The sequence below is a fragment of the Hydrocarboniphaga effusa AP103 genome, from assembly GCF_000271305.1.
Lineage (GTDB): Bacteria > Pseudomonadota > Gammaproteobacteria > Nevskiales > Nevskiaceae > Hydrocarboniphaga > Hydrocarboniphaga effusa.
Genome location: NZ_AKGD01000001.1, coordinates 257,082 through 279,842, shown reverse-complemented (window position 1 = coordinate 279,842; position 22,761 = coordinate 257,082). Strand labels below are relative to the sequence as shown.

21 protein-coding genes and 1 tRNA gene are annotated in these 22,761 nt (G+C 66.2%); 9 read left to right on the top strand and 13 right to left on the bottom strand.

Going from position 1 to position 22,761, the window contains the following annotated elements; all coding sequences use genetic code 11:
- Positions 1 to 12 precede the first annotated feature (12 nt).
- The 3 genes from phnE to WQQ_RS01165 are packed head-to-tail and all read right to left on the bottom strand — an operon-like array spanning position 13 to position 2,766.
- Entirely contained in the window at positions 13 to 1,032 is a 1,020-nt protein-coding gene (phnE, locus tag WQQ_RS01175) for a phosphonate ABC transporter, permease protein PhnE (RefSeq protein WP_007183204.1), read from the bottom strand.
- A complete protein-coding gene (gene phnC / locus WQQ_RS01170; protein ID WP_007183203.1) occupies positions 1,025 to 1,837 on the bottom strand; it encodes a phosphonate ABC transporter ATP-binding protein in 813 nt (270 codons plus the stop codon). The genes phnE and phnC overlap by 8 nt, the downstream gene beginning before the upstream one ends.
- Positions 1,834 to 2,766: a phosphate/phosphite/phosphonate ABC transporter substrate-binding protein gene (locus tag WQQ_RS01165; RefSeq protein WP_007183202.1), complete on the bottom strand. Its 933-nt coding sequence runs from the start codon at positions 2,764 to 2,766 to the stop codon at positions 1,834 to 1,836. The genes phnC and WQQ_RS01165 overlap by 4 nt, the downstream gene beginning before the upstream one ends.
- Positions 2,767 to 2,958: 192 nt before the next feature.
- Here WQQ_RS01165 and WQQ_RS01160 point away from each other — a divergent pair, with 192 nt between their 5' ends.
- The 3 genes from WQQ_RS01160 to WQQ_RS22755 all read left to right on the top strand — a co-directional run bounded on the left by WQQ_RS01160 (position 2,959) and on the right by WQQ_RS22755 (position 7,007).
- A complete protein-coding gene (locus WQQ_RS01160) occupies positions 2,959 to 3,930 on the top strand; it encodes a LysR substrate-binding domain-containing protein (RefSeq protein WP_007183201.1) in 972 nt (323 codons plus the stop codon).
- Between the two features lie 166 nt (positions 3,931 to 4,096).
- Entirely contained in the window at positions 4,097 to 6,334 is a 2,238-nt protein-coding gene (locus tag WQQ_RS01155) for a TonB-dependent receptor plug domain-containing protein (protein ID WP_007183200.1), read from the top strand.
- Positions 6,335 to 6,347: 13 nt separating this feature from the next.
- A complete protein-coding gene (locus tag WQQ_RS22755) occupies positions 6,348 to 7,007 on the top strand; it encodes an HAD family hydrolase (protein WP_050997537.1) in 660 nt (219 codons plus the stop codon).
- Between the two features lie 124 nt (positions 7,008 to 7,131).
- Here the strand turns inward: WQQ_RS22755 and WQQ_RS01145 are convergent, their stop codons facing one another.
- The 5 genes from WQQ_RS01145 to WQQ_RS01125 all read right to left on the bottom strand — a co-directional run bounded on the left by WQQ_RS01145 (position 7,132) and on the right by WQQ_RS01125 (position 11,689).
- Positions 7,132 to 8,085 carry a ribose-phosphate diphosphokinase gene (locus WQQ_RS01145; RefSeq protein WP_007183198.1) on the bottom strand — a complete coding sequence of 318 codons (954 nt, stop codon included), beginning with the start codon at positions 8,083 to 8,085 and terminating at the stop codon, positions 7,132 to 7,134.
- 243 nt (positions 8,086 to 8,328) lie between these two features.
- Positions 8,329 to 8,403: transfer RNA gene (locus WQQ_RS01140), tRNA-Gln, on the bottom strand.
- Between the two features lie 40 nt (positions 8,404 to 8,443).
- Positions 8,444 to 9,301, bottom strand: coding sequence for a 4-(cytidine 5'-diphospho)-2-C-methyl-D-erythritol kinase (ispE, locus tag WQQ_RS01135; protein WP_007183197.1), 858 nt, complete (start codon positions 9,299 to 9,301; stop codon positions 8,444 to 8,446).
- Between the two features lie 37 nt (positions 9,302 to 9,338).
- Positions 9,339 to 9,953 carry a lipoprotein insertase outer membrane protein LolB gene (gene lolB / locus WQQ_RS01130; protein WP_007183196.1) on the bottom strand — a complete coding sequence of 205 codons (615 nt, stop codon included), beginning with the start codon at positions 9,951 to 9,953 and terminating at the stop codon, positions 9,339 to 9,341.
- Positions 9,950 to 11,689 carry a tetratricopeptide repeat protein gene (locus tag WQQ_RS01125; protein ID WP_157534453.1) on the bottom strand — a complete coding sequence of 580 codons (1,740 nt, stop codon included), beginning with the start codon at positions 11,687 to 11,689 and terminating at the stop codon, positions 9,950 to 9,952. The genes lolB and WQQ_RS01125 overlap by 4 nt, the downstream gene beginning before the upstream one ends.
- 294 nt (positions 11,690 to 11,983) lie before the next feature.
- On the opposite strand from WQQ_RS01125, the gene hemA reads away from it, so the two are divergent.
- The 6 genes from hemA to WQQ_RS01095 all read left to right on the top strand — a co-directional run bounded on the left by hemA (position 11,984) and on the right by WQQ_RS01095 (position 17,553).
- Positions 11,984 to 13,246, top strand: coding sequence for a glutamyl-tRNA reductase (gene hemA, locus WQQ_RS01120; RefSeq protein WP_007183194.1), 1,263 nt, complete (start codon positions 11,984 to 11,986; stop codon positions 13,244 to 13,246).
- Between the two features lie 77 nt (positions 13,247 to 13,323).
- The gene (prfA, locus tag WQQ_RS01115; RefSeq protein ID WP_007183192.1) at positions 13,324 to 14,400 is read left to right on the top strand and encodes a peptide chain release factor 1; all 1,077 of its coding nucleotides are present in this window, start codon (positions 13,324 to 13,326) and stop codon (positions 14,398 to 14,400) included.
- Complete coding sequence (gene prmC, locus WQQ_RS01110) at positions 14,393 to 15,244, top strand: peptide chain release factor N(5)-glutamine methyltransferase (RefSeq protein ID WP_040452758.1); 852 nt, start codon at positions 14,393 to 14,395, stop codon at positions 15,242 to 15,244. Before prfA ends, prmC begins: the two co-directional genes overlap by 8 nt.
- Positions 15,241 to 16,008 (top strand): HesA/MoeB/ThiF family protein, encoded by a 768-nt coding sequence (locus WQQ_RS01105; protein WP_007183190.1) that lies wholly within the window; start codon positions 15,241 to 15,243, stop codon positions 16,006 to 16,008. Before prmC ends, WQQ_RS01105 begins: the two co-directional genes overlap by 4 nt.
- A gap of 3 nt (positions 16,009 to 16,011) precedes the next feature.
- A complete protein-coding gene (locus tag WQQ_RS01100; RefSeq protein ID WP_007183189.1) occupies positions 16,012 to 16,356 on the top strand; it encodes a hypothetical protein in 345 nt (114 codons plus the stop codon).
- Positions 16,357 to 16,464: 108 nt separating this feature from the next.
- Positions 16,465 to 17,553, top strand: coding sequence for a hybrid sensor histidine kinase/response regulator (locus WQQ_RS01095; protein WP_040452756.1), 1,089 nt, complete (start codon positions 16,465 to 16,467; stop codon positions 17,551 to 17,553).
- A 56-nt stretch (positions 17,554 to 17,609) separates the two neighbouring features.
- Here the strand turns inward: WQQ_RS01095 and WQQ_RS01090 are convergent, their stop codons facing one another.
- From WQQ_RS01090 to prmA, 5 genes are all read right to left on the bottom strand, one after another.
- On the bottom strand, positions 17,610 to 18,008 hold the full coding sequence (locus tag WQQ_RS01090; protein WP_007183187.1) for a hypothetical protein: 399 nt from the start codon (positions 18,006 to 18,008) through the stop codon (positions 17,610 to 17,612).
- 116 nt (positions 18,009 to 18,124) lie between these two features.
- Positions 18,125 to 19,156, bottom strand: coding sequence for a sensor histidine kinase (locus WQQ_RS01085; RefSeq protein ID WP_007183186.1), 1,032 nt, complete (start codon positions 19,154 to 19,156; stop codon positions 18,125 to 18,127).
- 119 nt (positions 19,157 to 19,275) lie between these two features.
- Positions 19,276 to 20,895, bottom strand: coding sequence for a bifunctional phosphoribosylaminoimidazolecarboxamide formyltransferase/IMP cyclohydrolase (purH, locus tag WQQ_RS01080; protein WP_007183185.1), 1,620 nt, complete (start codon positions 20,893 to 20,895; stop codon positions 19,276 to 19,278).
- A gap of 87 nt (positions 20,896 to 20,982) precedes the next feature.
- The gene (locus WQQ_RS01075) at positions 20,983 to 21,252 is read right to left on the bottom strand and encodes a helix-turn-helix domain-containing protein (RefSeq protein ID WP_040452754.1); all 270 of its coding nucleotides are present in this window, start codon (positions 21,250 to 21,252) and stop codon (positions 20,983 to 20,985) included.
- Between the two features lie 154 nt (positions 21,253 to 21,406).
- On the bottom strand, positions 21,407 to 22,756 hold the full coding sequence (gene prmA, locus WQQ_RS22750; RefSeq protein ID WP_007183183.1) for a 50S ribosomal protein L11 methyltransferase: 1,350 nt from the start codon (positions 22,754 to 22,756) through the stop codon (positions 21,407 to 21,409).
- Between the last annotated feature and the right edge of the window lie 5 nt (positions 22,757 to 22,761).

Sequence of the window (22,761 nt, the reverse complement as noted above, 5' to 3'; positions counted from 1 at the left end):
CTGCTGTGGGGGTTAGATGAAGCGGGCGCGCAGGCGTCCGGCCAGATGTTCGAGCAGCACCACGGAGGCGAAGATCGCGAGCAGCAGCGTAGCCACGTGCCCGAAGTCGAACATCTCGAAGCGTCCCTTGAGTTCCTGCCCGATACCGCCGGCACCGACGATGCCGATCACCGTCGCGGTTCTTACATTGCGTTCGAGGATGTACTGCACCTGGCCGATCACCGACGGCAGCACCGCGGGCCAGACCGCATAACGCAGAACCTGCAGATCGCGCGCGCCCGCCGCGCGCAACGCATCCTGCGGAGCGCGCTCGGCGTTCTCGATGCTTTCGGCGAAGAACTTGCCCAGAAAGCCCGCGCTGTGCGCACCGAGCGCCAGCACGCCCGCGATCGGACCGAAGCCGAAGGCCAGCACCAGGAACAGCGCACTGACCAGATCAGGTATCGAACGCAGCAGGCTGCTGGTTCCGCGCGCCAGCGTGTGCAGTAGCGGATGCGGTGCGTAGTCGCGGGCTCCGAAATACGCCAGCGGAAAGGCCATCAGCAGCGCGACCAGCGTTCCCCACAGCGCCATTTCCACCGTTTCGAACATCAGGCCAGCCACGCGCCAGAGATAGCCCAGCGGCTGCACGAGCACCTCGCGCGCAACCACCTGGGTCTGCACTTGCAGCGTGGTCGGATCGAGGCTGCGCGTCAGCGACTGCTCCTGCTCGAGGTGCGAGCCCAGCGGCAGATGCTTGCGGTCGAAGCCTTCGATGCGCGCCACTTCGCGTCGCTCCGACAATTGCGGCGGCCACAGCGAGCTGCTCACACGCCGTACGCCATCGGCGACTTGCGAGGGCCCGCCAATTCCAAGCGCCGAACCCGCGGCCTCGGCGCTCAGCAGCAGCATGCGATCGATCTCGGTGCGCTTGGCCGAGAACAGCAGCAGCGCGATCACGAGCAGCCCGATCAGCAGCCGGCGCAGCGAGCCGCGCGGCTGCAGTTGCCACTGCTCGGGCGGTTTGGCCGCGAGCGCGCCGGTCTCAGGCATGCGCCCACTCCCGAAGCAGCGGTGCCCGCGCGTCCGCGTTCGCAGGGTCGGTGCGGACATGCGGATCCAAAGCGGAATAAAGCGAGGCATGCGCCGCCGCATCGAACTCGGACGGCACCCCGTCGAACACCACGCGCCCCAGGCGCAAGCCGACGATGCGATCGGCGAATTCCAGCGCCAGCTCGACCTGATGCAGCGTGCAGAGCACGGCAACGCCCTGCTCGTGCACGGTGTTGCGCAGCAGGCCCAGGATGTCGCGGCTGATGCGAGGGTCCAGGCTCGCGACAGGCTCATCGGCGAGGATCAGTTGCGGATCGCACATGAGCGCACGGGCGATGCCGACGCGTTGCTGCTGGCCGCCGGACAACTCGTCCGCGCGACGGTACAGCTGGTTTTCGTCCAGCCCGGCATCGGCGAGCGCGCGACAGGCGCGGCGGCGCTGCTCGTCGCTGAACGCGCCGGTCATCGAGCGCAGCAGGCCCATGCGCGGCAGCAGGCCGCAAAGCACGTTGTCGAGCACCGACAGGCGCCCGACCAGGCCGTAATGCTGATGAATGCTGCCGATGCGGCTGCGTTGCTGGCGCAGTCGCGCGGTCGTGAGCGTCACGCCGTCGAAGCGGATGTCGCCTTCATCAGGGCGCGTCAAACCATTGAGCATGCGTAGCAGCGTCGACTTGCCGGCGCCGGAAGGGCCGAGCACCACGCAGAACTGCGCGCGTGGCATCGACAGTTTGAGCTCGTCGAGCGCCCGGGTGCCATCGGCGTAGCGCTTGCTCACGCCATCGAATTCGACGAGCGCGCTCATCGCTGGCCCGCCTTCCGCAGAATCGCGCCGAGTTGCGGGTCGCCGATGCGTTCGAGCATCTGCGCGGGCTTGTCGAATGCGGCCTCCGGAAACGCGGCATCGTAGCGATCCACCGGGCTGTTGCCATAGCCGCGCAGCGAAGCCGCGGCGATGTGGCCGGCCTGGTGTACGCGCGCAAACGCTGTCTTGAGTTTCTGCTTGATGGCAACAGGCAAGGCGGTGCTCATCGCCAGGGGCGGATTCGGAATCGCCTCGCTGCGCGCGAGTACGCGGTAATCCTCGGCGTGTACCGAGCCCGCATCGACCGCGCGCAGATACGAATTGAAGCTCAGGCAGGCCGCATCGACGAGTCCGCTGCTCAGCGCGGCGAGGCTGGCGGCGTGGCTGCCGGTGATGCGCAACTCGGACAGATCACGCGCCGGATCGAGTCCGGCCTCCAGCAGCATCGCCACCTGATACGAGAAGCTCGACGTGGAGTTGATGTCGCCGAAGGACATGCGCTTTGCGCCCAGGTCGGCGAGTGTCTTGAACGGGGCGTTCGCGCGCACGAAGATGCCGGCGTAATAGCTCGATTCGCCGTCGCGCACCGAAACCGCGAGCAGCTCGGCAGCGCCGGCCTTGCGCGCCTGCACGTAGGCCACTGGGCCGAACCAGGCGACGTCGATGAGCCCCCCTTTCATCGCCTCGACCACGGCCGAATAGCTACTGCCGACCCGTAGCGAGAAATGCAGGCCGGTGTCCGCAGTGATGGCATCGAACAGCGGCTTGAAGTCGGCCAGCGTGCCGGTGGCGGTGCCGCCGTCGGCAGGAATCAGCATCACGCGTAGCGGACGCTGCGTGCTGCCGTCGTTCGGTGTGGCGAATGCGGAAGGAATGAATGCCAGCGCGGTGAACGCGACCAGCAAGCGGCGCAGCAGGTTCCAGATCATGAGGAGCTCGGGCGAGCGTGGGTCACAACGATGGGCGCAGCCTATGAGCCCCTGATTGCACCGTCGTGAAAGAAAAATCGATGAATCGCCGCCCGGCATGAAAATCTTCTATGGATCGGGCACCAAAGTCACGGCAATGAAAGATTGTTGCCGTTAACTGCGGGCCGTCCATAGATCACGTCGATAGATTACATGCGCCTACTGACCGGCCTGCGCGCCTTTCACTACACCGCCCGCTGCGGTAGCACCACCGCCGCGGCCATCGAGATGGGTGTCAGCCAGCCCACCGTTTCGGCGCAGATCGGTGCGCTCGAAAAGCAGTTCGGCGTGCAGCTGTTTCTGCAGATCGGCCGAAAGCTCATGACTACCGAATTCGCCGACAGCCTGCTGGTGATCACCAATCGCCTGTTCGCGCTCGAGGAGGAAGCGCATTCCATGCTCATGGAAGCCGAAGGCATGTTGCGCGGTCATCTGCGCATCGGTGCGGTCGGACCCTACAACGTCATGCCGGTGCTGGCTGCGTTCCAGAAGCGCCATCCGCGCATCTATGTGAGCCTGTCGGTCGGCGATTCATCGCAGATCGTCGATCGCATCCTCAATTATCACGCCGACCTCGGCGTGCTCGTGCACGACGTGCAGGACGAGCGTGTCGAAAGCGTGGCCTACCGGCGCCAGCCGCTGGTGGTGTTCGCGCATCGCGAACATCCGCTGGCGCGGCGTGGATCGCTCAGCGTGCACGATCTTCATGGCTGCGAATTCGTCGGCCGTGAAAGCGGTTCGACGACGCAGCGTGTCTTCAACCAGGCGCTGGAACGCGCGGGTGTTCGCGTGAAGCAGATCATGGAAATCGGCAGCCGCGAATCGATACGCGAAGCGGTCGCCAACGGCATCGGCCTCGGCGTGGTTTCGGAAGTGGCTTACGTCGACGATCACCGTTTGGTGCCACTGCCGATCGACGATCTCGATGCGGCCACATACTCGCACGTGATCTGCTTGCGCGAGCGCATGAAATCGCGGCTGGTGATGTCGTTCCTCGAGTTGGTGCATCAGTTGCGCGCGGAACTCGAAGCGACGGACCGACGTCTGCCCAGCGCGGAGCTGGCGGTTCGTCCGCTTGCCGGTCGTGCACCTATAGAAGGATTGGGGCTCGGCACAAATCCCTGAATATCAGAACATTTCGTTCATTTTCCTGACATCGGTCAGAAAAAGAACCGCACCAGACTTCGGGGCAGGGCGATCGCAATTGATCGCCAAGCACGACGCACCGGCATTCGATCGCCGCTGCTGTGTCGTGTCGAGAATTCAAACGCTATCCCGAAGGAGCCTTCCGATGTCCGCGATTCATGTTCGCGTGCCGTTCCGGCGCGCGCTGTTGTCCCTTGCCGTCGGCGCGACGATCTGCAGCTTGCCTGCACAGGCACAGGATGCGGTCGCTCCTGCGGCTGTGGATCTGCTGGTGGCACAGGCGGGCGCCGGCGCCGCCGTCATCGAGGCGGCGCAGGCCGCAGTGGCGGTCAGTGCGGTCGAGGAGGTCGAGGTGCTCGGCCACGAGCGCGTGACCGCAGTGGCGCAGGATCTGAAGCAGTTCGGCAATCAGGTGCAGGTGATCAGCGCGGAGCAGATCGAGGCCGGCGGCTACACCAACATGGCCGAACTCGCGCAGGGTCTGATCGCAGGCGCCTATGTGGGCTACTCGCCCGACGAAGGCGAATTCACCATCCGTCTCGATGGCGGCGGCGATCGCGACACGCTGGTGACGCTGGACGACGTGCCGCTGTACGACCGCGGTCCGGGTGTCGAGGACATCTGGGGTTCGACGCTGATCGATCCGCACATGATCGAATCGGTGGAAGTGTTCCGTGGCGGCCAGAGCCTGTACTTTGGCAGCAACGCCGGCGTCGGTCTCGTGAGCATTCGCACCAAGAAGCCCGATGGTACGCAAAAAGGCGAGATGGGTTTCAGCTACGGCAGCTTCAACACGCGCGAGATCTGGGGCAATTACTCGTTTCCGCTGACCGCCTCGGGCAAGCACAGCGTGATGTTCTACGGCGGCCGCCTGGACACCGACGGGCCGACGATCTTCTCGCGCGAATCGCAGACCGACAACCATCTTGCCGCCGGCGGCATCACCGACTATTCCAACTCGCGTGACGACATCGGCGTGAAGTACCTGTGGAAGATCGACAGCAGCAGCCAGCTGCTCGCGAATCTGCAGTACGTGCAGATCGATTTCCAGGACACCTTCCCGAACACGACGATCTACGGCCCCACGAAGTCGAAGATGCCGCTGTTCAACCTGAGCTACAACAAGACCTGGTCGAGTGCCGTACGCACCGACATCACCGCCTCGTATCGCAAGCCCGAGCTCATCAACACCAAGTTCCTGCCTGAAATCTGCCGCATCGAGGCCGGCTGCCAGAGTCCGGGCAACCCGAGCACGACGATCGAGTGGGGTCATTGGACCGGGCGCCTGGAGCCCCAGACGCAGCGCGGTATCGGCATCAACGCGATTCCCGCCGGCTTCGAAGAGATGATCGTCACCGCGCTCAACCACGTGAGTTTCACGCCGTCGGTCGGCGCCACGCTCGGCGCGCAGTCCACCAACTATCGCGATGCCTCCGATGCGCGAGTTCGCATCGATGACGACATCGTCTCGAGCAACGCACTGATCGCCGATCTTCACCTGACGCCGACTTTCAGCCCCGGCACCAATCTGTCGATCGCCGGCCGCGTCGAAAACGAGAAGTCGTTCGGAACCAAGACCATCGGCAAGTTCGGCCTGCACCAGAATCTGCCGGGCAGCACCTTCGTTCGCGTCAACGGCGGCAACTCTTTCAGCCTGCCACGCACCAACGAGCTGTACTCGAATACCGACACCATGGTCGGCAATCCCGATCTGAAGCCCGAGAAGACCAAGACGCTCAACTACGGCGCGGGCGCCAACCTGCGGTTCGGAGAAGCGCAGGTGCAGGTCGAGATCGGCGGCTTCGCCACCGACATCACCGATCGCATCCAGTCCACCAGCGGACTGACGCCGAACACGCGCTACAACACCGACGCCGTCACCGAGATTCGCGGCATGGTCGCCGACGTCCAGGTCCAGCTCGCCAGCAACTGGCTGCTCAGCGCCAACTACACGCAGCAGAAGGCCGAAGTCGAGGGCACCCATCGACAGATCGATGCGACACCCGAATGGTTCGCAACCGGCCAGCTGCGCTATACCACCAGCGATCGCCGCTACCAGTTCAACCTGCTGCCGCGCCTGCAGGGCCGCACGATCACCAACGGTCCCATCGCTAGCGTGCCCGCGTACAACTGGGGCGATTGGTTCGTGCTCAACGCCACCGCTCAGTACTGGGCCGGCGAGGGGCGTGAACATCGTCTGCAACTGCGCCTGGAAAACATCCTCGACGAGGACTACAGCAACCGCGGCCTGTTCGGAAACCTGCAGTACGCCTCGGCCGGCGTGCGCCGCGAAGTGCTGCCGACCGATCCCGAGTACTACTACCCGTACGCGTTCCAGGCCAAGCCGCGCAGCGTGTTCTTCACGTACTCGTATGAGTTCTGAGTCCGGGACGGTGATGTCGACGCTCCGCCGTCGTTATCGTGGAATCGTGTTCGATCTCGACGGCACGCTGCTGGATACGCGTGCCGGCATGATCGAAGCCATCAATGCGGTGCTGCGGGAGCACAAACTGCAGCCCGTCGATGCGCAGGACCTCGCGCACAGCGTGCACTTCGGGCTCGATGCAATGCTGCGGCAGGCGCTGGAGTTGCGCGGCAGCGGCGAGTCCGTCGAGGCGCTGGCGCGGCAGGTCCGGCAGCGCTATCTGCGGACCGCGTCGGAATCGGTCCGGCTGTTCGACGGCGCTCGCGAGCTGCTGACCGCACTGAGCGCCGAGCGGGTGTGGCTGGCGATCTGCAGCAATCAGTCACAGGAAAGCGCCATGCGGCTGCTGGCGTCGTTCGGGATCGCCGGCTACTTCGACGCGGTGGCCGGTGGCGACACGCTCGAACGGCGCAAGCCCGACCCGCTGCCGCTGCAATGGCTGCTCGATCGCGGCGGCCTGCGGCCGAACGAAGTGCTCATGATCGGCGACAGCGACGTCGATCGCCGTTGCGCCGAAGCCGCCGGTGTCGATGTCGTGCTCATGGAGCACGGCTACGGCCTCGCCGAGGTGACCGAGCCGTGCGCGCGCTGGGCCAATTTTCGCGCGGTGGCTGGCGAATTGGTTCGCTGATCGCGATCGCAATGCGGGGCTCGACCGCGGCCCGCGAGCGGTCGCAAGCGAAAAGAGCACGCCATGGGCGTGCTCTTTTCGTTCGCGTAGAACGCAGGACGGGCCGTGGCCCGCCCGGCGGCGATCAATCGAGATACAACGAGCTGACCGATTCCTCCGCGCTCACGCGGCGGATGGTTTCGGCGAGCAGGCCGCCGATCGAGAGCTGGCGGATCTTCGGGCAGGCGGCGGCTTCGGGCGTCAGCGGGATGGTGTCGGTGACCACCAGCGTGTCGAGGCGCGAGTTGGTGATGTTGCTGATCGCCTTGCCCGACAGCACCGGGTGGGTGACGTAGGCGACGACCTTGATCGCACCGGCGTCCTTGAGCGCGCCGGCGGCCTGGCCGAGCGTACCGGCGGTGTCGACCAGATCGTCGACGAGCACGCAGGTCTTGCCGCGCACGTCGCCGATGATGTTCATGACCTTGGCTTCGTTCGGGCGCGGGCGGCGCTTGTCGATGATGGCGAGGTCGGCGTCGTCGAGGCGCTTGGCGACCGCGCGCGCGCGGACCACGCCGCCGACGTCGGGCGACACGACGATCAGGTTGTCGTACTTCTGGCGCCAGATGTCGCCGAGCAGCACCGGCGAGGCGTAGACGTTGTCGACCGGAATGTCGAAGAAGCCCTGGATCTGGTCGGCGTGCAGGTCGACCGTGAGCACGCGGTTGGCGCCGCACTCGCCGATCATGTCGGCGCAGACCTTGGCCGAGATCGGCACGCGGGCGCTGCGCGGGCGACGATCCTGACGCGCGTAGCCGAAGTAGGGCACCACGGCGGTGACGCGGCCTGCCGATGCGCGCTTGAACGCATCGAGCATCATCACCAGCTCCATGAAGTTGTCGTTGGTCGGCGCGCAGGTCGGCTGGATCACGAATACGTCCTTGCCACGGACGTTCTCGAGGATCTCGACCTGCACCTCGCCATCGGAGAACCGGGTGACCGATGCCTTGCCGAGGGGAATCTTCATGTAGTTGGCAATTTCGCGAGCCAGCTGGGGGTTCGCATTGCCCGTGAAGAGCATCAACTGTGCATCGGCCATCGGAATCGATCTCGTCGCAAGGAAACTACGGTGAGCTGTTGCCTGGGCAACTTGACTTGTCGGTCGTTACCGACCGACAAGCGACGCAACCTAAAATTGGCTGGGGCGGATGGATTCGAACCGTTCGGAAGGTTCGGGATCAAAACCCGCCTTTCACCGCACTTACAAATTGGCTGGGGCGGATGGATTCGAACCGTTCGGAAGGTTCGGGATCAAAACCCGCCTTTCACCACACTTACAAATTGGCTGGGGCGGATGGATTCGAACCACCGAATGACGGGATCAAAACCCGCTGCCTTACCACTTGGCTACGCCCCAAATTTGAGAGTCTTTCTGGTGCCGGAACAACAGCCGGCCCTCAGAGGCCGCGCATTATATCCGCGAGTGGCGAGCGATTCAGCCCTTTTCCAACAAAAGCTTGCCAGTGGCTCGGAACCGCTTGACGCACGCGCTCGGCCTCGAGCAGCGAGTCGAAGGCTACGAAGCAGGAAGCCCCGGTGCCGGACATGCATGCCTTGCCGTGCGCCGACAGCCAGTCGAGCACTGCACCGACCTGCGGGTGACGCGCGCGCGTCACCGCCTCGCAGACGTTGATGCCTTCGCCGGCCTTGAAACCGGCGAGATCGATCGGCGGCCGATCGCGCTGGAGTTCGGGCGCGTCGAAGATTTCCGCTGTCGAGACCTGAACGGGCGGGGTGACGACGAGGAAGTAAGGCTCGGGCAGCTCGATGGGCCAGAGCTTCTCGCCGATGCCTTCAGCCCAGGCCGAGTGGGCGCGCACGAACACCGGCACGTCGGCGCCCAGGCGCAGGCCGATGCCGGCGATTTCGTCGTACGGAATGCCGAGGTTCCAGAGCCGGTTCAGCGCCACCAGCGTGGTCGCGGCGTCGCTCGAACCGCCGCCGAGGCCACCGCCGAACGGGATGCGCTTACGCACCCGGATATCGGCGCCCAGGCCGGCGCCGCTGATCTCGCTGAGCAGGCGCGCCGCCCTGAGGACCAGGTCCCGATCGTCCGGGATGTCGTAATTGCCTTCGACGCGCCGGCAGATGCCGTCGCCGCGCGGAGTGAAGTACAGCGAGTCGCCGTAATCGAGGAACTGGAAGACCGTCTGCAGCAGGTGATAGCCATCGGCGCGTCGGCCGGTGACATGCAGGAACAGGTTCAGCTTCGCCGGCGCGGGCCAGGCGAATTCCACATTGAAAGGATGGGTCATCGGGCAGACAACTTTGTAGCGTCAACGGGACTACGGGTTATGGTGAGCCGATCTCGGGCTGCAGATTCCAGCGGTCGATCAGCAGTTTGAGCCGTACCTGGCCGTTGTCGGCCTCGAAGCGGCGCGGGAGATCGTACTCGCCTTCGCGTCGATATTCAGAATAGGTGAGCTTCCAGCCGTTCTGGATCAGCGTCTCGAGCCGGCCCTGGGCATCGAGCGAGGGCTGCGACGGAATCCGCGGGTTCGGGACGCCGAGCGCCCAGTAGCGCAAGCCGCTGATCGGCAGCGTCCAGCCGTAGCGGTGGCGGATCCAGCCTTCGGGGTCGGCGGTCTGTTGCACGCCGTCGCTGTTGCGCACTTCGACCAGATCAGCATCGCCGCGCAGTTCCACTGCTCCGGCTCCGAAGGGCCCGGCCAGGCGCAGCTCGAAATGCCGGTCTGCGCGTTCGAGCCAGTGCAGATCGGCGCGAAAGCCGAGTTCGGCGCTCGCGGCGCGTCCGTCGACCTGGAAGGATTCGATGCCGAGGATCTGGGCCTCGTGGCGGGCATAGGCCGCGCCTTTCTCGGCCGAACTGAGCTCGCGCTGTTGCGGCGAGAGCGAGCAGCCGGCCAGCAACAGCAGCGCGGCCAGCGCCGCGACCAGTGCCTTCATGGCGACAGGCGCTTGATGGTTTCCTTGAGCACTTCGTGATCCGGGCTGCCCTTGAGTGCGTCGCTCCAGACCGCCTTGGCCTGATCGCGCTGGCCGAGCGTCCACAGTACTTCGCCGAGATGCGCGGCGATCTCCGGATCGGGCGTGATTCCATGCGCCTTTGCGAGCAGATCTTTGGCGGTCTCGGCCTTGCCGAGCTTGAAGTTGATCCAGCCGAGGCTGTCGATGATGGCCGGGTCTTCGGGCTCCAGCTTCAGCGCTTTTTCGATCAGGTCGCGCGCCTCGGGCAAGCGATCCTTGCTGCCGTTGCTGAGCATGTAGCCGAGCGCATTGAGGGCGCGCGCATCGTCGGGCTTGGCCTTCAGAATGCCGCGCAGATCGGCTTCGGCCTCGGCGCTGCGCCCGAGCTGGTCGAACACGAGCGAGCGGCCGTAGAGCAGATCGGCATTGCCGGGCAGCTCGCGCAAGCCGTCGTTGTAGGCGGCGAGCGCTTCGTCGCGGCGGCCGGCGGTCAGCAGCATCTCGCCTTCGGCGAGCAGCAGGCGCTCGCGCAACGGCGGGAACTGGTCGCGCATGCGATGCAGGGTCTCGCGCGCCTGGTCGACGCGACCGAGGCGCGTGAGCACGGCGGCGCGGCGCACGGCCGCGTCGAGTGCCTGCGGCCCGCTGCCGACCGAGTCGTAGAGCGACAGCGCGTCGTCGTAGCGCTTCTGCTGCTCGGCAATGCGACCGAGCTGGAAACGCGCGTCGGGGCCGCGATCGATGTCCTTGGACAGCTGCTCGAACTGCTTGCGCGCGCCGTCGAGATCATTGTCGTTGAGCTGGAACACGGCGAGCGCGTAGCGCGCGTCCTTGTTCTTGGCATCGGCCTTGAGGATGCGCTCGACCTGCTGGCGAGCCCGATCGCGCTGCTGCGATTCGACCAGCAGCTTGGCGTAGGCCATGCGCATGTCGGCGCTTTCCTTCGGATACTTCCGGGTCAGCGCCTCGATGCTGCGATCGGCCTCGTCGAGCTTGCCGGCGCGCACGAGCACGCCGACGAGCAGCAGCACGTTCTCGCGCGAATCCGGGTTCAGCTCGACGGCCTTGCGGATCGCGGTCTCGGCGGTATCGACCCGATCCTGGCGCAGGGCCAGCAGGGCGGTGGCGTAATAGGCGCCCGATTCCTTCGGATATTCGCTGCTCAGGCGGTCGAGCACCGCGATGGCGGTGTCGTTCTTGCCGGGTTGCTGGACCATCAGCACGCCGACGTGACGGAAGCCGTCTTCGCGACCGCCGCCGTGACCTTCGACGATGGCCTTGGCCTGCGTGTAGGCGCCTTCGACTTCGTTGCGCTGCAGGTTCATCGCGAGCAGCACTTCGCGCGGATCCATGTTGTTGGCGTCGAGCTCGAGCCAGCGCTGGGCGGCCAGCTCGACGAGATTGGCGCTGCCGGCCGTGAAGGCCAGGCCGGTCGCGCGGGCGGCGAGCGCCGGATCGTCGACCTTGCGCAGCGCGGCGAGAAATTCGGCTGCCGCCAGCCCGGGCTCGTTGCGGGCCGCGGCCATTTCGCCGGCCATGATGTGAAAGCGCGCTTCCGGATCGGTGACGGTGGCGCCCGAGGTGGATTCGGCCTCGACGGTCTGTACCGGCGCATCGTCGTCCTTCTGCGCCCAGGCGTTCGGGGCGATCGAAGTCGCCAGCAGGGCCGAAGCCAGGGTGATAGGGGCAAGGCGGCGATGCAAAGGTCGGGTCACGAAGAGTCCAAGGCGAGACTTGAAGGGTTGGCGATTCACGCGACGGCGTTCAGGCCAATCGGCATGTCCTGAGACTGTTCAATGGTAGCGTGGTTCCTGAGCCCCTTGAGCACGAATTTTGCGACGCCCGGAACAGCGCTGGCTTGTCCTAAGGGCGGGGCTGCCAGACAATAGGGGGATTCACGGATTGGCTTGCCCGGCGCTGAAGGCGCAAGGTATGTCGAAGCGGATTTCGATTCCGGGAATCGATCCCCGACCGGGGGGCGACGTCGCCTCTTCCAGATCAGGTAGCAAATGGCCCTTATCACGCTCGGGCTGAGCCACCACAGCGCGCCCGTCGAGGCTCGCGAAAGGCTCGCCTTCACCGAAGCCGACCTGCCGGCCGCGCTCGCGCGGCTGCGGGCGCTGCCCGGTGTCGAAGAGGCGGCGATCCTGTCCACCTGCAATCGCACCGAGATTCTGGCGGTCGCGCCGGTCGAGGACGAAGCCAAGCTGCTCGAGTGGTGGCGCCGCGAGCTCAACGCCCCGCACGACTATCTCAATCAGTTCGTCTATACGCATCGCGACCAGGCCGCCGTGCTGCACAGCCTGCGCGTCGCCTCGGGCCTCGACTCGATGGTGCTCGGCGAGCCTCAGATTCTCGGCCAGATGAAGCAGAGCTTCGCCACCGCGCAAAGCCAGCGCGTGCTCGGGCCGGTGCTGTCCCGCCTGTTCCAGCATGCCTTCGCGGTCGCCAAGCTCGCGCGCAGCCGCACCCAGGTCGGGGCGCATCCGGTTTCGGTCGCCTACGCCGCCGTGCAGATGGCCAAGCGCATCTTCGCGGACTTTCGCGAAACTACCGCGCTGCTGGTCGGCGCCGGTGAAACCGTGCAGCTGCTCGCGCGCCATCTGCGCGGGCAGGGCGTGGGCCGGCTGATCGTCGCCAACCGCAGTCTCGACAAGGCCGAGAAGCTCGCACGCGAGGTGCACGGCTATGCGATTCCGCTGTCCGACCTGCCGCTGTATCTGCCGGACGCCGACCTGCTGGTGTCCTCGACCGCCGCGCGCGGCCACGTGATCGAGCGCGACGCGATGGTCGCGGCGACCAAGAAGCGTCGCCGCAAGCCGGTCTTCATGATCGACCTCGCGATGCCGCGCGACATCGATCCGCGCATCGCCCAGCTCGAAGACGTCTACCTGTACACGCTCGACGACCTGCGCGACGTGGTGCAGGACAACATGAAGGCGCGCACCGAGGCGGCCAAGCAGGCCGAGGTGCTGATCGGCGAATACGCGATCGAATTCACCCGCTGGCTCGAAAGCCGCGACGCCGGCACCACCATCGCCCAGATTCGCGCCAATGCGCGCGCCCATCGCGACGAAGTGCTGGAGAAGGCGCGTCGCCGCCTGGCTTCGGGCGCTTCGGCCGAAGACGTTATGGCCTTCGTTGCCGACACCCTCAGCAACAAGCTGCTGCATGCCCCGAGCAGCAAGCTGCGCGGCGCGAGCAGTGTGGAGCAGGCCTTGCTGGTGACCGCGGCGCGTCAGCTGTTCGATCTGCCCGACGAGGACGCGTAGTCCTTCCTCGCGCGGTTTCTCAACCGCAGCGCGGCACCCGGAAGCAAGCGGAGCCGCCGTCAGGCGATAATGGGCCGATGAAGCCTTCTCTCCTGTCCAAGCTGCAGAACATGGTCGAACGCCGCGAAGAGATCGCGGGCGAGCTGTCGACGCCCGAGGTGCTCGGCGATCCGGACAAGTTCCGGCGGCTGTCGCAGGAATACGCGCAGCTCGGGCCGCTGGTCGAATCGTTCTCGGCTTACCGCAGCACGCAGGACGAGATCGAGAGCCTCGATGCGATGCTCGGCGATCCCGAGATGCGCGAGCTTGCCGAAGCCGATCTGCCGGCCGCGCGTGCCCGGCTCGAAGAACTCGAGAAATCGCTGCAGGCCTATCTGGTGCCGAGCGATCCGCTCGACGGCAACAACGTCTTCCTCGAAATCCGCGCGGGTACCGGCGGCGACGAGGCCGCGATCTTCGCGGGCGACCTGCATCGCATGTACAGCAAGTACGCCGAAGCGCGCGGCTGGCAGCTCGAAGTGCTGTCGCTGTCCGAAGGCGAGCACGGCGGCTACAAGGAAATCATCAGCCGCATCGCCGGCTTCGGCGCGTATTCGCAGCTCAAATTCGAGAGCGGCGCGCATCGCGTGCAGCGCGTGCCGGAGACCGAGGCGCAGGGACGCATCCACACCTCGGCCGCGACCGTCGCGGTGCTGCCCGAGATCGAAGAAACACAGGCCATCGAGATCAATCCGGCCGATCTGAAAGTCGACACGTATCGCGCGTCCGGAGCGGGCGGCCAGCACGTCAACAAGACCGAATCGGCGATCCGCATCACGCACATCCCGAGCGGCGTCGTCGTCGAATGCCAGGAAGAGCGCAGCCAGCACAAGAACCGCGCGAAGGCGATGGCGCTGCTCGCGTCGCGGCTGCTCGATGCCGAGCGCAGCAGGCAGCAGGGCGATGTTGCGGCCACGCGCAAGAAGCTGGTCGGCTCGGGTGACCGCTCCGAGCGCATCCGCACCTACAACTTTCCGCAAGGCCGCGTGACCGATCACCGCATCAATCTGACGCTGTATCAGCTCGAACGCGTGATGGAAGGCGAGCTAGACGGCGTGATCGTGCCGTTGCTCAACGAGCATCAGGCCGAGCTGTTGGCCGAGCTCGGTGAGTGAAGCGACTCGCATGACCATGGCCGAGGCGCTCGCCAGCGGCAAGGCGCGCTTGGCGCCGTGCTCCGACTCGGCGCGGCTCGATGCCGAATGGCTGCTGGCCGACGTGCTCGCGATTTCGCCGGGCGCTTTGCCGGCGCGCAGCCGGCAGGCGCTCGATGAGGCGCAGCGCACTCGTTACGAGCAACAGCTTGCAAGGCGCGAGCAGGGCGAGCCGGTCGCTTATCTGCTGGGGACTCAAGGCTTTTGGACGCTCGATCTGCAGGTGAGTCCGGCGGTGCTGATTCCGCGTCCGGATACCGAGCTGCTCGTCGAATGGTCGCGCGCCATGTTGCCGCCGAAGGCTGAAGCGGAGGTTGCCGATCTCGGCACCGGTAGCGGCGCGATCGCGCTCGCGATTGCGCGCGAATGCCCGAAAGCGCGCGTGCTCGCGACCGATGTGTCGCAAGCCGCGCTGGACGTGGCCGAGCGCAATGCGCGGCTCAACCACATCGCCAATGTGCGCTTTGCTCAAGGCAGCTGGTTCGAGCCGCTGACCGATGAGCGCTTCGACCTGATCGTTTCGAATCCGCCCTACATCGCGGCCGGCGATCCGCACCTGCCCGCGCTGCGCCACGAGCCGCTGTCCGCGCTGACCGATGGCGCAGACGGCTTGAACTGTTTGCGTGAAATCGTCGCGGGTGCGCGAGCGCACCTGAAGCCGGGCGCCTGGCTGCTGGTCGAGCACGGCTACGATCAGGCTGCGGCCGTTCGTGAGTTGTTCGCGCAGGCGGGCTATTTGGATGTGCAGACGCGCCGCGATCTCGGTGGCAACGAGCGAGCGAGCGGCGGGAGACTCGGCGCGTGAGCAATCTTTCGCGCTATCGCCGCCAGATCGTGCTGCGCGAAGTCGGCGTCAACGGCCAGCAGCTGCTGCGCGATTCGAGCGTGCTCGTGATCGGGCTCGGCGGGCTCGGCAGCGCGGCCGCCCCGTACCTGGCCGGTGCCGGAATCGGGCGACTGCTGCTGTCCGATCTCGATCGCGTCGACCTGAGCAACCTGCAGCGGCAGACGCTGTACCGCCAGGCCGATGTCGGCCGCGACAAGCTCGCGGCGGCCGCCGAAACGCTGCGCGCGCTGAACCCCGAATGCGAGCTCGACCTGCTGCCTGGCCCGCTGTCCGACGCGGCCTTGCTCGCGGCCGCGCGCGAGGCCGATGTGGTGCTCGACTGCACCGACAATTTCCCCACGCGCTTTGCGATCAACCGCGCCTGCGTGGCCGCGCGCAAGCCGCTCGTTTCGGGCGCCGCGATCCGCTTCGAAGGCCAGCTCGCGGTGTTCGACCTGCGTCGCGGCGGACCGTGCTACGCCTGCCTCTACGCCGAAGGCGGCGAAGCCGCCGAAACCTGCGAGGAGGCCGGCATTCTCGGCCCGGTGGTCGGCACCATCGGCAGCCTGCAGGCGCTCGCGGCGATCAAGCTGCTGCTCGGCCAGGATGCCGAAGCCGGTACGCTGCGGCTCTGGAACGCACTCGATCGCCAGCAGTGGCGCACGCTCAATCTCCGTCGTGAACTGCGGTGCCCCGCCTGTGGCGATGCACGCGGCGACAAACCCCACGAATCGAACCTCTAGGCCATGAACCCAGACCTGCTCGTCCCGCGCCGCCTCGCCATCCAGATCCTGCACGAGGCCCAGATCGCCCAGCCCAATCCGATACACGGCTGGGTCTACGAGCGCGGCGGGCGTCCAGCGGTGTTCCGGCTCGCGGCCGCCGACATGGGAACCCACCGTGCGGACGAAGACCTGTGGGCGCGGCTGTGGTCCAACCCGACCTCGCCGGCGGTACCGCAGGCGAACGAATTGCGCGAAGGCATCCTGAACCTCGTCGTCTCGCTCAACACCAAGGGCGTGCTCGAGATGCGCGCCTGGGAGCTCGAGTCGGGTTTGCCTGTCGAACGTGTGTTGAGGGTTGAGGACTAGGTCTCTCCCATGGGTACAACCGTCGAGCAGCCGGTCCGGTTAAATTGCAGGATGCACCGCGCACGCCTCCGTTCAGCCCCCGGCCATCGCGCCTAATTCGTGAGATCAATGGACCGAGACGTCATATTCGTGGTGGACGATCAAACGTCCAATATCGAGGTCGTTACCGCGCTGCTCGAGCGCGCGAACTACGAGGTGGTGCCCGCGCTGTCGGGTGAAGAGGTGCTCGAGCACTGCCTGCGCCGCACGCCGAGCCTGGTGTTGCTCGACATGCGCATGCCGGTGATGGACGGCTTCGAAGTCTGCGAGCACCTGCGCGCGAACCCGCGCACCGCCGACGTGCCGATCATCTTCCTGACCGCCGCGCGCGAGCGCGAAAGCGTGATCCAGGGTTTCCAGCATGGGGCGGTCGACTACGTCACCAAGCCTTTCGTCGCCGAAGAACTGCTCGCCCGCGTGAAGACGCACGTCGAACTCAAGCGCGCGCGCGATCATCTCGCGCTGGTCGCGCAGGAGCGTGCCGACCTCACCCAGATCGTCGCGCACGATCTCAAGAACCCGCTGTCGAGCATCCTGTTCGCGGTCGATCTGCTCGAACGCGGCAAGGACAGCCCCGAGAAGATGGCGGCCGAGGTGCGCGAGTCCGCCAAGCATTGCCTGAGCTTCATCGACAGCTATCTCGGCCGCTGGGCCAAGTCGCAGGACCTGCGCAAGGTCGAGATCACGCCCTTGCGACTTGCCCCGGTGGTGCGCGGCACGGTCGACAGCTTCGCGTTGCTGTCGCAGGAGCGCGAGATGAAGGTGAGCGCCGACATCGTCGAAGACCCCGAAGTGCTCGGCAACGCGACGGCGATCCGCCACGTGCTCGAAAACCTGATCTCGAACGCGCTGCGCTACGCCCCGCGCGGTAGCGAAGTGACGGTGCGCTGCGAGACCGGGCGCTCGGGCATGGCCCGCGTGTCGGTGGCCGATCGCGGCCCCGGTGTGCCGCGCGAACGCCAGCAGCAGCTATTCAAGCGCTACGTGCGCCTGCAGGCCGACTCCGAAGTGCAGCATGCGAGCGGCCTGGGCCTGGCGATTTCGAAGGAGGAGATCACGCGCATGTCCGGACACCTCTGGTACGAGGATCGCGAGAACGGCGGCGCCGTGTTTTCGTTCGTGCTGCCGCTGGCCGGCAAGGCTGCTCCGCGGCCTTGACCGCGGCAACGCGCTGATCACGCGGCGCCGGGCCAACACGCTTCGCCCGCCTTACTTCACAGCGCTTCGCGCGTGAAGGAATGTTCCATGTAGTCGCAGTGCGTCCATTTGACGCGCAGTTCGAGCGGCGGCTTGTCCTTGAGCCCGGCCGGAACGGTGACGGTGCATTCGAGGCTCACTTCGCCTTCTTCGCCGAACAGATGCGTCTTGCTGCCCTCGTCGCAGCCCGCCAGCGGGGTGCCATCGAGCGCGACCAGATCGGCCTGGGTGTCGTCATGGCCACCCGAAAAGCCCACCTTGAAGCGATAGCGAAGCGGCTGCTCCGCACCTTGGAGCGGACACTTGAGGTCGATCGAACTGTAGGTCTTGTTCGGCACGTCGCACTGCACCGCGTCGGCCGCTGTGGCCGAGAGCGACCAGGCCGAGAACATCAGCATGGCGATGGCATTCTTCATGGGTTGCTGCCCTGGATCCCGTCGTTTCCCGCGCGAACCGCGGACTCGCCATTAGATCGGGGGCGTGTGTCGTTTTCGTGGCGCCCGCCTGCGCCTGCACGATCTCGGGATAGCGCTCAGGCGGTCGCGGCGCCTTGGGCCGGCAGTCGCAGCGAAAAGCAGGCGCCGGTGTTGGGACCGTCGCTGCTGATGTCGAGCCGGCCGCCATGCAGGCGTGCCACTTCGCGCGCGATGCGCAGCCCGGTGCCGAGACCGCCGGGGTTGACGCCGGGCGCAGCGGCGACGGAAGCGCGCAAGGCCGCGAGCTTGTTCGCATCGAGCCCGCGACCGCTGTCGCGAACGCGAAGGTTCAGCGCGCCGGCCTCGCTCTGCAGTTCGACATCGATGCGTCCGCCCTTGGGCGTGAACTTGATCGCGTTCGCGAGCAGGTGATGCAGCGATTGCTGCAGGCGCCCGGCGTCGGCCTGGATCGTCGCGGGGACCGCGCCGGGCGTGTAATGCACCTCGATCTTGCGGGCCTCGGCCTGCTGCCTGAGCCCGGTGATCGCGGCGCTGACGACGGGTGCCGGATCGACGGTCTCGATCTCGAGCTCGAGCGTTCCGGCCTCGAGCCGCGACACGTCGACGAGGTCGGACAGCATCTGCGCCTGCGCCTTGGCGTTGCGCTCGATCGCCTGCAGGCCCTGGGTGAAATCGGCCTCGCGAGGCTGGCGCACGAGAATGTCGGCCCAGCCCAGGATCGCGTTGAGCGGCGTGCGCAGGTCGTGCGAGAGCGTCGACACAAACTGGTCGCGTACCCGGCGCGCGTTTTCGCTTTCGCGGCGTGCCGCGCCGGTCTGCAGCAGGCTCATGACCACGGTGCGCAGTACCGATTCGTCGATCGGCCAGGGCAGGTGGGGGATTTCCGACGCATCGGCAGTTTCGCTGCCGATGCAGAGGCTCATCGCCGCCGCCGCTTCGCAGTTCGGCGAGCAGCGGCCCAGGCTGATGTACAGATCGGCCTCGCTGCCGTCGACGCGCTGCAGTTGCCAGCGGCTTAGCCATGCATCGACGAGCCCGAGCATCTCCGCGTCCTCGCCGCTCAGCGCGACACGGCCCGTCTGCTCAATCGCAGGGGCGGTTGCTGAGGCGGTGGTCGAGTCGGGCATCGTAAGTCTTGGCGGCGCCAAACGGCGGCTGTGAAGAACTTTCTGGTCGGTCGAGAGCTTAGGCGTCTTAAGTGAATGAAGGCCGTCCGGACGCCGCCTGCGCGCTACGCGAACGCGACTCAGTGGCGGAAGTGGCGCATGCCCGTGAACACCATCGCCATGCCGGCCTCGTTGGCTGCGGCGATGACTTCGGCGTCGCGCATCGAGCCGCCCGGCTGGATCACCGCCGAGATGCCGGCCGCCGCGGCCGCGTCGATGCCGTCGCGGAACGGGAAAAAGGCGTCGCTGGCCATTACCGAGCCGCGCACTTCGAGCTTCTCGTCGGCGGCCTTGATGCCGGCGATCCTGGCGCTGTAGACGCGGCTCATCTGGCCGGCGCCGACGCCGATGGTCTGGCGGTTCCTGGCGTAGACGATAGCGTTGCTCTTGACGTACTTGGCGACCTTCCAGGCGAAGATCAGGTCGTCGATCTCGGCCGGTGTCGGTGCGCGCTCGGTGACGATTTTGAGATCGTCGGCCGTGATCATGCCGCGGTCCGCGGTCTGGATCAGCAGGCCGGAGCCGACGCGGCGCGAGTCGTTGCCCGGATGCGCGGCGCGCAGGTCGCCGTTCTCCGGCGGCGGAATCAGCAGCACGCGCACGTTGGCCTTGGCCGCGAAGGCCGCGAGCGCCTCGTCGTCGTAGCCCGGCGCGAGCACCACTTCGACGAACTGGCGGCCCGTGATGCTGCGCGCGGTTTCGCCGTCGACCGGACGGTTGAACGCGATGATGCCGCCGAAGGCCGAAGTCGGGTCGGTCTGGAAGGCGAGCTCGTAGGCGCGGCCGATGCCGTCGAGGCTCACGGCGACACCGCAGGGGTTGGCGTGCTTGACGATCACGCAGGCCGGCTTGACGAAGCTGCGCACACATTCCCAGGCGGCGTCGGCATCGGCGATGTTGTTGAAGCTCAGTTCCTTGCCCTGCAGCTGGCGAAAGGTGGCGAGCGTGCCGGGCGCCGGATACAGGTCGCGATAGAACGCGGCGCTCTGGTGCGGGTTCTCGCCGTAGCGCAGGTCCATGACCTTCACGAAGCGGCCGTTGACCTGGCCCGGAAAGGCCTCGCGCGAGGCGATTTCGCTCTGCGTGTCGTCGAGCTTGACCGAGGACAGGAAATCGCTGATCGCACCGTCGTAGTTCGACACGTGATTGAACGCGGTCACCGCGAGTTCGAAGCGACGCGCTTTGGTCACGCCGCCGGCCTGCCGCAGCTCGGCGAGCAGGCCCTGGTACTGCGAGGGCTCGGTCAGGATCGCGACGTGCGCCCAGTTCTTCGCGGCGGCGCGCAGCATCGCCGGGCCACCGATGTCGATGTTCTCGATCGCGTCCTCGAGCGAGACGCCGGGCTTGGCGACGGTCTTCTCGAACGGATAGAGGTTCAGCACCACGAGATCGATCGCGTCGATGCCATGCTGGGCCATGACCGCGTCGTCCTGGCCGCGACGGCCGAGAATGCCGCCGTGGATCTTCGGATGCAGCGTCTTGACGCGGCCGTCCATGATCTCGGGGAAGCCCGTGTGCTGGCTCACTTCCGTCGCCGCGATGCCGTGGTCGACGAGCAGCTTGTAGGTGCCGCCGGTGGAGAGCAGTTCGACGCCGAGTGCGTGCAACTGCTGGGCGAGGTCGACGACGCCGGTCTTGTCCGAGACGGAAATCAGGGCGCGGCGGATCGGGCACAGCCCGGTGGAGGTGACAGTGCTCATGGTCGGGCCTTCGACAGCAAAAAATGAAGAATCGGTGAGTGAGTCGGCGCCCGATTCATGTCGTCTCGAGAGCGCCCGACGGTCGACTCAGTGTTCGGGCTTCGCGGTGATGCGGTGCTGGCGCAGCTTCTTGCGCAAGGTGGCGCGGTTGAGGCCGAGCATTTCGGCGGCACGCGATTGGTTGTGGTCGCAATAACGCAAGGTGGCGCGCAGCAGCGGCGGTTCGATCTGGCCGAGGATCATTTCGTAGAGTTCGGCCGGCGCATGACCGTTGAGGCTGCTGAAGTAGTCGTCCAAGCACTCCGACACCGAATGGCTGAGCGGTTTGATGTCGTGAGACGACTTGTAAGCAGACATGCGCGGCCCTCGGGCACTACAACTGACTTTCCTGACGGCGAGAACATCCGCCCGGGTCATGTTTTTGGGGGCGCGAATGATAGCGCCAAGTCTGGACCGAAAAAAGCCAGCACCGAAATGTGGCGACGATGTTAAAGCCGGCGTTTTTTTCGGCTCAACTCTCGAGTTCCGCGGGGCTCGGTAAATCAAGGCCTCGCGTCGCGAGCTGCTCCGAAATGAAGCGTGACCAGACCGCGTCGGGCGTCCATACCGAATACAGATCGCGCGCAGCGTCGGCCAGGTTCACGCTGCGATGCAGCACGCGCCACAGGAACACGAAAGCCGAGACGCGCAGGTTGAGCGCGCAGTGCACGAGGCGGCGACGATCGCCGAGCTGATCCATGAGCACGCGAAAGCGTTCGAAGTCTGCGGCTGTCGGATTCGCCCACTCGATCGGTAGCCAGTGGTAGTCCATGCCGGCGGCGCGCACGAGATCGCCTTCGTTGGCGAGGAAGTTCGGCGAGGTCGGCATCGCCAGATTGATGACGGCGGTGAAGCCGCTGCCCGCGAGTACCGGGAAATGTTCGGGACGTGGCTGGCCGGCCGTGAGCAGTTCCGGGCCCAGGCGACGCGGGCTGATCATCGCCGGCATGCGGCAGCGGCCGGCCAGGCGGGTCCAGCCGTCGCGGCTGACGTCGGGTTCGAATTCGATCCAGGCCTCGTAGGCGCTGCGCACTTCGTCGGCCTGGCGATCAAGCAGGCCGGCGAGCACGATCCAGCCGCCCTGGCGCACGCTGGAGCACAGCAGCGGGGCGAGCGAGATCAGCGGCTTGGCGAGAATGTTGGCGAGCACCAGATCGGCCGGGAACGGCGTGACCGATTCTTCCGGCGGCACCGTGGTGAGCCGGGCGGCGACGCCGTTGGCGGCCGCATTGTCCTGTGACGCCTGGATCGCCTGCGGATCGATGTCGTAGCCGATGGCGCTCGCGGCCCCGAGCTTGAGCGCGGCGATCGCCAGGATGCCCGAGCCGCAACCGTAGTCGAGCACGCGCCAGTGATTGATTTCGTGCGTCGCCAGCCAATCGAGGCACAGCGCAGTCGACGGATGGGTGCCGGTTCCGAACGCCAGGCCCGGATCGAGCAGCAGGGTTACCGCGCCGGGCTCTTCGATCTTCTTCTCGTGCGGGCAGACCCACAGGCGATCGCCGAACTTGATCGGCGGACAATCCTTGAGCCAGACGCGCACCCAGTCGCGATCCTCGACGAGCTCGGTTTCGATCTTCAGGTGATCGCCATCGGGCAACTGCTCGGCCAGGGCTTCGAGCACCGGCGCGATGTCGGTCTGCTCCGCGAACAGGCCGAGCGTGACCGTATTGGTCCATAGCGGGGTTTCACCCGGCGCGGGTTCGAGCACCGGATCGTCCTCGGCATCGACGAAGCTCACGGCCGATGCGCCTTGAGCCTGCAGGATCTCGTCGGCGAACTCGGGGTATTCGGTGTGGATGCGCAGCTGGAGCCAGGCCATTTTTG